The 12,516-nt window shown below is 39.2% G+C and carries 12 protein-coding genes; 11 read left to right on the plus strand and 1 reads right to left on the minus strand.

All coding sequences use genetic code 11. The features are described from left to right. The first annotated feature begins 376 nt into the window (after positions 1–376). On the plus strand, positions 377–1,468 hold the full coding sequence (gene serC / locus QPX86_RS10040) for a 3-phosphoserine/phosphohydroxythreonine transaminase (RefSeq protein ID WP_220755414.1): 1,092 nt from the start codon (positions 377–379) through the stop codon (positions 1,466–1,468). A gap of 72 nt (positions 1,469–1,540) precedes the next feature. Here serC and QPX86_RS10045 read toward each other — a convergent pair whose 3' ends face one another. After that, positions 1,541–2,731: an amino acid aminotransferase gene (locus QPX86_RS10045; protein WP_285165094.1), complete on the minus strand. Its 1,191-nt coding sequence runs from the start codon at positions 2,729–2,731 to the stop codon at positions 1,541–1,543. Between the two features lie 406 nt (positions 2,732–3,137). On the opposite strand from QPX86_RS10045, the gene aroA reads away from it, so the two are divergent. The 10 genes from aroA to QPX86_RS10095 all read left to right on the plus strand — a co-directional run bounded on the left by aroA (position 3,138) and on the right by QPX86_RS10095 (position 12,382). After that, positions 3,138–4,418: a 3-phosphoshikimate 1-carboxyvinyltransferase gene (gene aroA, locus QPX86_RS10050; protein WP_220755416.1), complete on the plus strand. Its 1,281-nt coding sequence runs from the start codon at positions 3,138–3,140 to the stop codon at positions 4,416–4,418. Positions 4,419–4,599: 181 nt separating this feature from the next. Beyond that, positions 4,600–5,277: a (d)CMP kinase gene (cmk, locus tag QPX86_RS10055; protein WP_220755417.1), complete on the plus strand. Its 678-nt coding sequence runs from the start codon at positions 4,600–4,602 to the stop codon at positions 5,275–5,277. 92 nt (positions 5,278–5,369) lie between these two features. Next, positions 5,370–7,058 carry a 30S ribosomal protein S1 gene (rpsA, locus tag QPX86_RS10060; RefSeq protein ID WP_259651398.1) on the plus strand — a complete coding sequence of 563 codons (1,689 nt, stop codon included), beginning with the start codon at positions 5,370–5,372 and terminating at the stop codon, positions 7,056–7,058. A 78-nt stretch (positions 7,059–7,136) separates the two neighbouring features. After that, complete coding sequence (gene ihfB / locus QPX86_RS10065; protein ID WP_153914705.1) at positions 7,137–7,424, plus strand: integration host factor subunit beta; 288 nt, start codon at positions 7,137–7,139, stop codon at positions 7,422–7,424. A 143-nt stretch (positions 7,425–7,567) separates the two neighbouring features. Then, a complete protein-coding gene (locus QPX86_RS10070) occupies positions 7,568–7,864 on the plus strand; it encodes a LapA family protein (RefSeq protein ID WP_220755418.1) in 297 nt (98 codons plus the stop codon). A 1-nt stretch (position 7,865) separates the two neighbouring features. After that, positions 7,866–9,026, plus strand: a complete 1,161-nt coding sequence (lapB, locus tag QPX86_RS10075; RefSeq protein WP_220755419.1) for a lipopolysaccharide assembly protein LapB — start codon at positions 7,866–7,868, stop codon at positions 9,024–9,026. Positions 9,027–9,180: 154 nt separating this feature from the next. Beyond that, entirely contained in the window at positions 9,181–9,876 is a 696-nt protein-coding gene (pyrF, locus tag QPX86_RS10080; protein ID WP_285165095.1) for an orotidine-5'-phosphate decarboxylase, read from the plus strand. Between the two features lie 117 nt (positions 9,877–9,993). Next, the gene (locus tag QPX86_RS10085) at positions 9,994–10,836 is read left to right on the plus strand and encodes an SDR family oxidoreductase (RefSeq protein WP_374758527.1); all 843 of its coding nucleotides are present in this window, start codon (positions 9,994–9,996) and stop codon (positions 10,834–10,836) included. Between the two features lie 27 nt (positions 10,837–10,863). Continuing rightward, a complete protein-coding gene (locus QPX86_RS10090; RefSeq protein ID WP_220755422.1) occupies positions 10,864–11,415 on the plus strand; it encodes a DUF2058 domain-containing protein in 552 nt (183 codons plus the stop codon). Positions 11,416–11,557: 142 nt separating this feature from the next. Beyond that, positions 11,558–12,382, plus strand: coding sequence for a CLCA_X family protein (locus QPX86_RS10095; RefSeq protein WP_285165096.1), 825 nt, complete (start codon positions 11,558–11,560; stop codon positions 12,380–12,382). The last annotated feature ends 134 nt before the right edge of the window (positions 12,383–12,516 follow it).

Raw genomic sequence — 12,516 nt, forward strand, 5'->3', positions numbered from 1 at the left:
TTTGTGACGCTATTAGAAAACTAAAAGGCGTTTGTTACTAACTTGTGTACAAGTATTGTTGTTCATAACAGGTTAATTTACTAGTAATTAATAATGAAACTTTGCTAATGGACCAGCAAAAGAGTCGATATAAAAGTATCTTAACTTGCTTAAATAGTAGCTTTTAAAATCTAAAGCTTTTAACCGTCAAAAAAGCAGTGAATTCTATCAAAAAATACTCCAAAGATAATATTTAAACATATCTTAAATTGAATAATTTCAATCCTTAGCAGCTTTATGATTATTTTTCATTTTAGCCACTAAACAGTTGATATATACTGCTTGTCAAAATGCTATCAATTTAATGTTTTAACCCAAAACGATAAAGGACAATGCTGTGAGCGCTATTTATAATTTTTGTGCTGGACCTGCCATGTTACCACAAGCTGTAATGCAAAAAGCACAGCAAGAGTTAATTGATTGGAATGGCTTGGGTGTCTCCGTCATGGAAATTAGTCATCGCAGTAAAGAGTTTATTGCATTGACCCAACATGCTGAAAAAACATTACGAGATCTGATGGATATTCCAAGTAACTACCATGTGTTATTTATGCATGGCGGGGGACGTGGGCAATTCACCAATGTGGTTAATAATTTTTTAGGTGATAATGGTAAAGCGCTTTATTTAGTCAATGGACAATGGTCGACTGCTGCAGTTAAAGAAGCGGTAAAGTTAGTCGGTGAAGATAATATTGATCAGCTTAATATTGTTAAAAACAAGTCTGGGCTAAATCAAGTAGTTCTACCTGATTTACATAGCATTGATAAAGATTATCGTTATGTGCATTTTTGTGCCAATGAGACAGTAGATGGTATTGAGATTTTTGACAATTTAGATAGCCCTTGGCCTGTGGTTGTTGATTTATCATCAACTATCATGTCACGTAAAATTGATGTGAGTCAGTACGGTCTAATCTATGCGGGTGCACAAAAAAATATTGGTCCTTCAGGTTTATCAATTGTCATTGTGCGTGATGATATGCTTAAACTGCCTAGCTTACCTCAATCTTCTATTATGGATTACAGTGTGGCTCAAGCAAATGATTCAATGTTTAACACGCCGCCGACTTTTGCTTGGTATCTTGCAGCTGAAGTGTTCGACTGGTTAACAGTACAGGGGGGTGTCAGTGCCATAGAAGCTGTAAATAAACAAAAAGCTGACACGTTATATCAGTGCATCGATGAGAACCCATTTTATAAGAATGGTGTTGTAGCTGCGAATCGCTCAAGAATGAATGTCACTTTTCAGCTTACTGACAGCAACTTAGATAGTGAATTTTTAAAGCAGGCTGAACAAGCAGGATTAGTGGCGTTGAAGGGACATCGTATTGTTGGTGGTATGCGTGCAAGTATTTATAACGCAATGCCGTTATCTGGTGTACAAGCTTTAGTAAGTTTTATGAAAGCATTTGCCAAAAAGCATGGTTAGTCTTGGGAAATAGCGATACTAAAAGATAAAAAGAAAAGCGAATGACATCTAGGTCACTCGCTTTTTTTTAAATTACAAAATAGAGCTGATAGATTTAGCTAGGTAATCAACATTTGTTTCGCTTATTCCTGCGATACTCATGCGGCTTGAACCGACCATATAAATACTATGTTGCTGTTTTAAGGTTTCTACTTGCTCTGCATTAATGCCTAAAAACGAAAACATACCCTTTTGATTGGCAATGAAGCTGAAGTCTTGCTTAACGCCATTCTCAATTAATTTATTGACTAACATTTGACGATTACCATTTATGCGGTTTCGCATTACTGTCAGTTCATCTAACCATTGTTGCTTAAGTTCTGGTGTTCCTAGGATTGTTTCTACAATAGCAGCACCGTGCGCTGGCGGCATAGAGTAAATACAGCGGACAACATAAAGTAGCACTGAAAAAGCAACATTGGCGGTATTACTGTCCTTCGCGACTAAAGTGCACGCACCAATACGTTCACGATATAAACCGAAGTTTTTAGAGCAAGAGCTACACAAAATCATTTCTTCGACCGCTGTAGCCATTTGACGAACGCCATAGGCATCTTCATCAACACCATCTCCAAAACCTTGGTATGCCATATCGATTAAAGGCGTAAAACCTTGCTTAGCCGTAATTGCGATGACTTCATCCCATTGTTCGACCGATAAGTCCATCCCACTAGGGTTGTGGCAACAAGCATGAAGTAAAACAACATCATCTTGGCTTATTGTATTAAGCGCTGCTTTCATTTCTTCAAATTTTAGTGTTTTTGTATCGTAGTCATAATAAGGATACGTTTTAACTGTTAAACCAGCAGCTTCAAATAGACCTGTATGGTTAGCCCAAGTCGGATCGCTTACCCAAATTACAGCGTTAGGATTGCAGCTTTTGATAAATTCCGCAGCGACTCTTAGAGCGCCAGTTCCACCAGGCGTTGACACAGTACGAATACGATCCGCAAGTAATACAGCATGTCCTTGACCAAAAGCAAGTTCTGTCATTAAACGATTAAATGGTTCAGAACCCGTTGGCCCAATATATACTTTGGTGTTTTCTGTATCGGTTCTGAGTTGCTCTGCTCTTTTTACACAATCTAAGATAGGCGTGTGACCAACTGGATCTTTATATACGCCTACACCCAAATCGATTTTTTGAGGGTGATTGTCTTGGCGGTATTGGGTGAGTAATCCCAGGATTGGATCTGCAGGCATTGCAGTTAAAGTATTGAACATGGCCGTTGACCTTATATTGTAATCAGCTAATAAATCAGCGTTAGTAGGATTTACTTAAGGGTAACGTAGATTAATTGCTGATTGAAATGCCTTTTTTTCAATATCGTTGAAAACCTCATTTTTACCACTATCAAGTTTACAGTTTTAACCTAAAACTGATGGTGTAATAGACAAGAAGTCTTTAAATCGACTGTTTTTCATTCATTTTATTCAAGTTGGCTAAAAAACAGTGAAGAAATGTCATATTTACCTTGAATCATGGGCTGCAATCAGTAAATTTGTAGGCATGAATAATTAATCAAACTAATAGTGCACTAATCGTATAGATAAGTTGACAACCTGGTCGTTATCTATTGACTACAGACATTCTCGCGTTTAGCTAGAAAATATTTAAGAAGAATCACAAATGAAAAAATTGCGTCTAGAACCAGTAAAAAAAGTAAGCGGTGTGGTTAATATTCCTGGCTCAAAGAGTATTTCAAATCGAGCATTACTCCTTGCGACGCTTGCTAAAGGGAAAACGACGTTAACTAACTTACTAGACTCAGATGACATTCGTTATATGTTGGCATCACTGAAACAACTTGGTGTGAACTATCAGTTATCTGAAAACAATACGGTATGTGAACTTGAAGGATTAGGTAAGCCTCTAAGCGCCGAACAAGCTCAAACGTTATTTTTAGGTAATGCAGGCACGGCAATGCGACCATTATGTGCTGCACTAACATTAGGCTCAGGCGAGTTCACCTTAACTGGTGAGCCGCGTATGGAAGAAAGACCTATTGGAGATCTTGTTGATTCACTAAGACAACTTGGCGCGAATGTCACTTATTTAAAAAATGATGGGTTTCCACCGCTCACAATTAACGCCGATGGCCTTAGTGGAGGTGAAGTAGAAATTGCAGGCGATTTATCAAGTCAGTTTTTGACAGCTTTATTGATGGTTGCCCCTTTAACCAAAGATACCGTAAATATTAGTATTAAAGGTGAGTTAGTTTCTAAACCTTACATCGATATTACCATTGCTTTAATGGCGCAGTTCGGTGTGAAAGTGATTAATCATGACTATCGTAGATTCGAAATTAAAACCGGTCAGCAATATGTATCACCTGGTAAAGTGTTAGTTGAAGGTGATGCTTCTTCAGCATCATATTTTCTGGCGGCTGGTGCCATCCAAGGTGGTGAAGTTAAAGTCACTGGTGTAGGTAAGTTAAGTATTCAAGGCGATGTTAAATTTGCTGATGTGCTAGAAAAAATGGGGGCGGATATTGAGTGGGGCGATGATTATATTATTGCCAGACAAGCAAAATTAACTGCTGTTGACTTAGATATGAACCATATTCCTGATGCGGCAATGACAATTGCTACTGCTGCGCTATTTGCGGAAGGAACAACCAGAATCACAAATATTTACAATTGGCGAATTAAAGAAACCGATCGTTTATCAGCTATGGCTACCGAATTACGTAAGGTTGGCGCAACAGTTGAAGAAGGTCATGATTTCATCGCAGTGACTCCACCAGCAGTGTTAAATACCGCAGCAATTGATACTTATAATGACCATCGTATGGCAATGTGTTTTTCTATGATGGCCTTTGCTGACTGCGGGATCACCATTAATGATCCAGATTGTACTTCTAAAACTTTCCCAAGCTATTTTGCTGAGTTTGCTCGCCTAGCTCAGTAATTCGCAAGATTTCATTCTTCATAAAAATGACGGCAGTCAATATACTGCCGTTGTTTTGATCTGTTTAGTGAACTTACAAAATACTCCAGTTTTTTGATCAAAATTATTATACAATGCTGCGCGCTCATTTTGATGAACCTTTTTTACTTTCATGGAAGATTGTTTTTTTTCGGAGGAATTTATGTCTGAACGTGCTCCAGTAGTCACAATCGACGGACCAAGCGGTGCAGGGAAAGGGACCATATGTCAACTAGTTGCGCAAAAACTAGAATGGCACTTATTAGATAGCGGAGCTATCTATCGCGTATTAGCCCTAGCTGCGATTCATCATAATGTTGAATTAGAAAATGAAGAAGCTATTACATTATTAGCCGCTCATTTAGATGTGCAGTTTTTAACAGGTACAGATCTCGTAAAAGTGATTCTTGAAGGCGAAGATGTTTCAACAAGCATCCGCACTCAAGAGTGTGGTAATGCGGCATCAAAAATAGCAGCATTTCCACGCGTTCGTGAAGCATTACTTCGACGTCAGAGAGCTTTTAGTAGTGAACCTGGTTTGGTCGCTGATGGACGTGATATGGGAACTGTCGTTTTTCCTAAAGCGCCAGCCAAAATTTTCTTGACCGCATCGGCTGAGGAAAGGGCGCAGAGACGCTATAAACAGTTGCAGGACAAGGGCTTCGATGTTAATATCGATCGCCTTTTATCTGAAATCATTGAACGTGATGACCGCGATATTAATCGTTCAGTCTCACCTTTAGTACCTGCAGATGATGCGCTAGTTATTGATACTAGTGGCATAGGCATTAATGAAGTGCTTGAGCTTGTGCTTGAGCACATCAATAAAAACTTAACGTAATTTCTTAATTCTGAGAAATTATGAAACAACATTTATATCACGGATGATGTAAATAAATTAATTGACTCCACATCTAGGATGGATGGTGGTTTATAAAAGAAAGTAATCATAAAATGACTGAATCTTTTGCTGATCTATTTGAACAATCTCTAAATGAACTTGAGTTCCGTCCTGGTTCTATCGTTCGCGGTGTAGTTGTACGCATCGAAAACGGTACTGTACTAGTTGACGCTGGTCTTAAGTCTGAAAGCCCAATTTCTGCTGACGAATTCAAAAACGCTCAAGGTGTTTTAGAAATCGCTGTTGGCGACGAAGTTGATGTTGCACTTGACTCTGTTGAAGACGGTTTCGGTGAAACTCAATTATCTCGTGAAAAAGCGAAACGTCACGAAGCTTGGATTGTTCTAGAAAAAGCTTACGAAGATGCTGAAACTGTTATCGGTATCATCAATGGTAAAGTTAAAGGTGGTTTCACTGTTGAATTAAACGGTATCCGTGCCTTCTTACCAGGTTCTCTAGTAGACGTTCGCCCAGTTCGCGATACTGCTCACCTAGAGTACAAAGAATTAGAATTCAAAGTTATCAAACTTGACCAGAAGCGTAACAACGTTGTTGTTTCTCGTCGTGCTGTTATCGAATCAGAAAGCAGTGCAGAGCGTGATGCTCTTCTTGAGAACCTTCAAGAAGGTCAAGCAGTTAAAGGTATCGTTAAGAACCTTACTGACTACGGTGCATTCGTAGACTTAGGTGGCGTTGACGGTCTTCTACATATCACTGATATGGCTTGGAAGCGCGTTAAGCACCCATCTGAAATCGTTAATGTTGGTGACGAAATCAACGTTAAAGTTCTTAAGTATGACCGTGAGCGTACTCGCGTATCACTAGGTCTTAAGCAACTTGGCGAAGATCCATGGTTAGAAATCAGCAAACGTTACCCAGAAAGCACACGTCTTACTGGTCGCGTAACTAACCTAACTGACTACGGTTGTTTCGTTGAAATCGAAGAAGGCGTTGAAGGTCTTGTTCACGTTTCTGAAATGGATTGGACTAACAAGAACATCCACCCATCTAAAGTTGTTAACTTAGGTGATGAAGTTGAAGTTCTAGTTCTAGACATCGATGAAGAACGTCGTCGTATTTCTCTAGGTCTTAAACAATGTAAGACTAATCCATGGGATGATTTCGCTACTCGTTTCAACAAGGGCGATAAAGTTTCTGGTAAGATCAAGTCTATCACTGACTTCGGTATCTTCATTGGTCTTGACGGCGGCATCGACGGTCTTGTTCACTTATCTGACATTTCTTGGAACGGTACTGGCGAAGACGCTGTATCTGAGTACAAGAAAGGTGACGAAATCCATGCAGTAGTTCTTTCAGTTGACCCTGAGCGTGAGCGTATCAGCTTAGGCGTTAAGCAAACTGAAGACGATCCTTTCAATGCCTACTTGGCAGACAAGAAGAAAGGTACTATTGTAAATGGTGTAGTTACTGCTGTTGACGCTAAAGGCGTTACAATTGAACTAGCTGAAACTGTTGAAGGTTACCTTCGCGTTGCAGATATCTCTCGCGAGCGTATCGAAGACGCATCTACAGTATTCGCTGTAGGTGACAAAGTTGAATCTAAGTTCATGGGCGTAGATCGCAAGAACCGTTCTATCAGCTTATCTATCAAAGCGAAAGATGAAGCAGATGAGAAAGAAGCAATGGCAACTATTAACAAGCAAGATGATGCTGTTATTAGTAATGCAATGGCTGAAGCGTTCAAAGCAGCTCGTAAGTAATAAATCGCCTGTTGTGTGGGAAACGAACTTTGTTTCCCATTAGGCGACTGTGTTTGGCTTGATAATAGAGGGTATAGGATGACAAAATCCGAACTGATCGAAAAACTCGCCACTAGGCAGTCGCAGCTGTCGGCGAAAGAAGTGGAAAGTGCTATTAAAGAAATGTTAGAGCAAATGGCGACAACATTAGAAGGCGGTGATCGTATTGAGATCCGTGGCTTTGGTAGTTTTTCACTTCATTTCCGTGCACCACGTGTAGGCCGTAATCCAAAAACTGGAACCTCAGTTGACTTGGAAGGCAAATATGTACCGCACTTTAAGCCTGGCAAAGAACTGCGTGAACGTGTCGATGCGGTTAATCATTGATTAACGCTTGATTAAAAAGCCTCCTTTTGGAGGCTTTTTTGTATCTAATGCTCACCAAAGCTGGTTAGTTGACTAAAATTCTTGGATAATCATTATATTGGTAAATTTCGGTCCTATCTTTCACAGATAAAATGGAGCTGCACGTGAAATCTTTTATTGCCATTGTTATTGTCGGATTATTCTTTGTTCTTGCTCTTCTATTCGGTGCCAAGAACGAGCAAATCGTTACAGTCAGTTATTTTGTAGCTGAAGGTCAGTATCGATTACCTGTGGTACTTGCAGTTGTATTTTTAGCTGGCTTTATCATTAGTTGGTTATTTGCCGCTTACTACATTGTTAAATTAAAAATGGTGCTAAGAAAAAGAAATAAGACCATTGCACAGTTAACAGACAAGGTAGCAGAACCAATAGCTTCAACAGCACAGGATACCGCCGCGTAATATGCTAGAGATCCTCTTTCTGTTGTTACCTATAGCTGCCGGATATGGCTGGTATATGGGACGAAGAAGCATACGACAGAATCAAAAACAGCAAAGTAAAAAACTCAGTAGAGACTATTTTACTGGGCTTAACTTTCTGCTTTCAAACGAATCTGACAAAGCCGTCGATTTGTTTATCACCATGCTAGATGTCGACGACGAAACGATTGATACACACTTATCTTTAGGCTCACTATTTAGAAAACGCGGTGAAGTTGACCGCTCTATACGCATTCACCAAAACCTTATTGCAAGACCGAGCCTTACCACTGAGCAACGTGATATTGCTATGATGGAATTAGGCAAAGATTATTTAGCTGCTGGCTTTTACGATAGAGCGGAAGAAATATTTTTAAACTTAGTAAGCCAAGATGACCACAGTGAAGAAGCTGAAACTCAATTAATTTCAATCTATCAAGTCACCAAAGAATGGCAAAACGCCATTAATATCACTAAAGGTTTAAGCCGAAAACGTCAACAAACACTCAAATCAATTACGGCGCACTTTCATTGCCAACTTGCTGACGAGGCAATTGATGCGGCAGAAAAAATCAAATTACTACAACAAGGTATTAAACTAGATGATAAATGTGGCCGCGCTTGGTTAACGCTGGCAAAAATCTATCTTGATAGTGAGCAAGTCAGTTTATGTAAAAAGGCACTTCTTGAGTTAAAGCTTGCTGACATTGAATTATTTTCGGACGCTATTGGCGTTGCGCGACAAGTTTACCGTGACAGTAATGATTTAGATGGTTATCAATCATTACTACAACAAGCATTAGAGTCCGGTGCTGGTGCGAGTGTTATCATCGCCCTTGCTCAACATAAGATTGAGCAAGGGCAAACAAAAAGTGCTGAAAAAATGGTGTTAGATCATCTATATCGACATCCGACGATGAAAGGCTTTCAGCATTTAATGCAACTACATATCAAACAAGCAGAAGATGGCCAAGCAAAACAGAGTCTGGCTATGCTTGAAAAATTAGTTGAACAACAAATTAAATTTAGACCGAGTTATCGTTGTTGCTCATGTGGATTTCCTGCTCATAGCCTTTATTGGCATTGTCCTTCATGTAAAGAATGGGGCAGCATTAAAAGAGTCAAAGGTCTTGATGGAGAATAAAACTGAACACTTGCAATTGATTTAGTTATATTTTCTCAAGGTTCACTTACTCATGGCTTTTACACGATAAGAATTTATAAGAAACAAGCAAATTAAATACACTGCAATCAGTCATTAAATTGTAGTGTGTAAATTAACACCTTACGGAGTAAACATGGCAGATAAACCGATTGTAGTAGCCTTAGATTATGACAATAAAAGTGAGGCTCTATCACTGATTGATAAACTTGATCCGACAATGTGTCGCTTAAAAGTAGGCAAAGAAATGTTTACTTTATTTGGCCCTCAATTGGTAAAAGATATTCACGACCGTGATTTCGATTTATTTCTAGATTTAAAATTCCACGATATTCCTAATACTGTAGCTAAAGCGGTATCAGCAGCAGCTGATTTGGGTGTTTGGATGACTAACGTACATGCAAGTGGCGGTTTAGCCATGATGCAAGCAGCTAAAAATGCCTTAACTAAATACGGTGATGATGCGCCATTACTCATTGCTGTGACCGTGTTGACGTCAATGAGTGATGAAGATCTTGCATTACTTGGCATTAACGTACCAGCATCAGAGCATGTTAAACGTTTGGCATCTCTTACAAAGCAAGCAGGACTTGACGGCGTTGTGTGTTCAGCTCAAGAAGCCACAATGCTTAAAACAACCTTTGGTAAAGATTTCAACTTAATTACCCCTGGTATTCGACCTGTAGGCGCAGATGTTGGCGATCAACACCGCGTGATGACACCACCAAAAGCAATTGCAGCTGGCTCTGATTATTTAGTCATTGGGCGACCGATCACAAAAGCTGCAGATCCACTTGCGTCATTACATCATATAGTTAATTCGTTGAAATAATTTAAGCGACTCAGTGCCATTAATATCACGTTATGGGTCGCGTGTTCATCGAATGCTGTATTTATCGTTACTGTTTATATAGCTGTTGTTTATATAGATGCCGTTTATCAACAAAGTATGCAGGAGTGCAATATGTTTGATTTTCAAGGAAAGAACGTAGTTGTAATTGGTGGAACCAGTGGGATTAACTTAGGCATCGCTTGTGCCTTTGCTAATCAAGGTGCCAATGTAGCAGTAGCCAGTCGTAGTATTGAAAAAGTTAATGCAGCAATTGATACATTAAAGCTTTCTGGAGAATCAGGAAAGCATATAGGTGTCAGTTTTGATGTAAGGGACCCTGAAGCGGTGGCCTCGGGTTTTGCTACGATTGAGGCAGAATTTGGTTTTATTGATGTATTAGTCAGTGGTGCAGCTGGAAACTTTCCAGCGAGGGCTAAAGATTTATCTGTTAATGGTTTTAAATCAGTTATGGATATTGATTTACTTGGCAGTTTTCAAGTTATTAAGCAAGCTTATCCTTTACTTATAAAAGGCATTAAAGAAAGAGGTGAAGGGGCCAGCGCTAATGTTATTCAAATTTCGGCGCCGCAAGCTTATGTCCCTATGGCATTACAAGTCCATGTTTGCGCTGCAAAGGCGGGAGTCGATATGTTAACTCGTACTTTAGCGATAGAGTGGGGCGTTGATGGTATTAGAGTTAACTCTATTGTGCCTGGTCCCATCGCAGAAACAGAAGGTTTTGATCGCTTAGCGCCGAGTGAAGGATTAAAATCAATGATAGCAGGCAGTGTGCCGCTCAAACGTAATGGTCAAAAACAAGACATTGCCAATGCAGCTTTATTTTTAGCATCAGACATGGCTTCATATATAACCGGTACCATATTACCCGTTGATGGTGGTTGGTCATTAGGCGGAGCGGGTGCTGCAATGGATGCACTGGCTAAACATTTGCCTAAATAGTATTAGTAATTTTTAAAGGTGATTTAAATGGCAAACGCATTGCAAGAGCAATTGCTTAAAGCAGGACTTGCGAGTAAGCAAAAAGCGCGAGATGTAAAAACTCAAAAGCGTAAACAAAAGAAGTCAAAAGTAGATGACGGTAGCGCTGATTTAAAAAAGCAAATTGCAGATCAAAAGTTAGCGCAGGCTGAAAAAGATCGTGCATTAAACGAAAAACGTTTTGCTGAGGCTAGTGAGAAAGGCCAAGTACGCGGGCTTATTACTGAATTCACTAAATTTGCTATCAAGATCCCAAAAGATGCTGAAATCAAATTTAACTTCACTATGGACAACAAAATTTTATCCATTTATGTGGATGAAAAACTTCAAGGCCAGCTGTTAACTGGTGCTGTAGGCATCGTACGCCATGAAGATAAGAGTTACCTAGTACCACATAAACTTGCCGAACGCGTTAATTTACTTGTTCCTCAATGGTGCGGTTACTTATGGGAAGAAACCAGTAATAACCCTTCTGATCAAGTAGAACAAGCTGATGATCCTTATGCTGATTATGCAATTCCAGATGATTTAATGTGGTAAGTGGTAACCCGTAACTCATAATCATAAACGCATCTGCGTAAAGTTAACATTATAAACAGCCTCATATAGAGGCTTTTTTATTAGCACGTCAATTTAAATTATTTGTAGTAATTAATTCTTAGACTCATATTAGGCTGCCACTTTGCTCAAACATTCCAACTATTATCGAAATGGTGCTGATTACCGACAAGGTCAACAAGCAAACTTTATTGACATAAAGCACACCTTTGGTTTGCGACATATTAGTGTGGGAAAGTGGGTAACCCGAGAAGAGTCTGATATAGCAGCAAATCTAGTGTTTGATTCATTAGCGGATTTATCGCAAATCTTACAAGTGCCTACCGAGCTAATAGGTTTACGTAAAACGCTCAATTTATTATTTGGACGAGGTGGTCAAAAAGGTGTGCAAGCCCATTATTCACCAACAACACGTGAGCTCGCATTAGCTAAAAATGCAGGAGCTGGCGCCTTGGCACATGAGTTTTGGCACGCTTTTGACCATTATATTGTCGATAAAGCGTTTGATATTTCCAGCCAACGAACAAGAGACAATCAAGCGTCAGCATTTAATTTAAAGTACAGCTGCGCTTCGGATCTATGGCTTAAAGATGTTTTACTTAAACCTCATGCACTGAATGATAAGTTATCAGCTTTATTCAAATTAGTTTTGTTAAGTGGCGATGGTGAAAGGCCGAGTCAATATGTGACTAATGCAATTTCAGTTGATAAACAGCAAGGTAGTTACTATTTCTCGAAACCCACGGAACTTATGGCTAGAGCATTTGAGGCTGCAATAGAGTCTGACGGTTATCTTCAAAATCAATATTTAGTTTCAGGTACGATGAACAGAGATACGGCTTCAGAAATGATATATCCCACGTTAGAACATCGTAAATTGATAATGGCAAGCATAGCAGATTACTTTGCTTTATTAGGTGAAGCTTTCAAGCAACAAAAGGGAGTTTAGGTCGTTATTAATTTAATGAGAAGCATAGTAAAACCCATGCATTTAAAGGCTTGTAAGCTAAATTTTATTATCTGCAGAACTTCAATATCTAGATTGAAATTTTATACTTTTTATCTATTTTAAATGCAGAATCA

Source organism: Shewanella goraebulensis (genome assembly GCF_030252245.1).
Taxonomy (GTDB): Bacteria; Pseudomonadota; Gammaproteobacteria; order Enterobacterales; family Shewanellaceae; genus Shewanella; species Shewanella goraebulensis.

Bases quoted from the DNA above. Each gene is read 5' to 3' on its own strand.
- QPX86_RS10045 (WP_285165094.1), bottom strand. From the start codon at position 2,731: ATGTTCAATACTTTAACTGCAATGCCTGCAGATCCAATCCTGGGATTA.
- aroA (WP_220755416.1), top strand. From the start codon at position 3,138: ATGAAAAAATTGCGTCTAGAACCAGTAAAAAAAGTAAGCGGTGTGGTT.
- cmk (WP_220755417.1), top strand. From the start codon at position 4,600: ATGTCTGAACGTGCTCCAGTAGTCACAATCGACGGACCAAGCGGTGCA.
- ihfB (WP_153914705.1), top strand. From the start codon at position 7,137: ATGACAAAATCCGAACTGATCGAAAAACTCGCCACTAGGCAGTCGCAG.
- lapB (WP_220755419.1), top strand. From the start codon at position 7,866: ATGCTAGAGATCCTCTTTCTGTTGTTACCTATAGCTGCCGGATATGGC.
- pyrF (WP_285165095.1), top strand. From the start codon at position 9,181: ATGGCAGATAAACCGATTGTAGTAGCCTTAGATTATGACAATAAAAGT.
- QPX86_RS10085 (WP_374758527.1), top strand. From the start codon at position 9,994: ATGCAGGAGTGCAATATGTTTGATTTTCAAGGAAAGAACGTAGTTGTA.
- QPX86_RS10090 (WP_220755422.1), top strand. From the start codon at position 10,864: ATGGCAAACGCATTGCAAGAGCAATTGCTTAAAGCAGGACTTGCGAGT.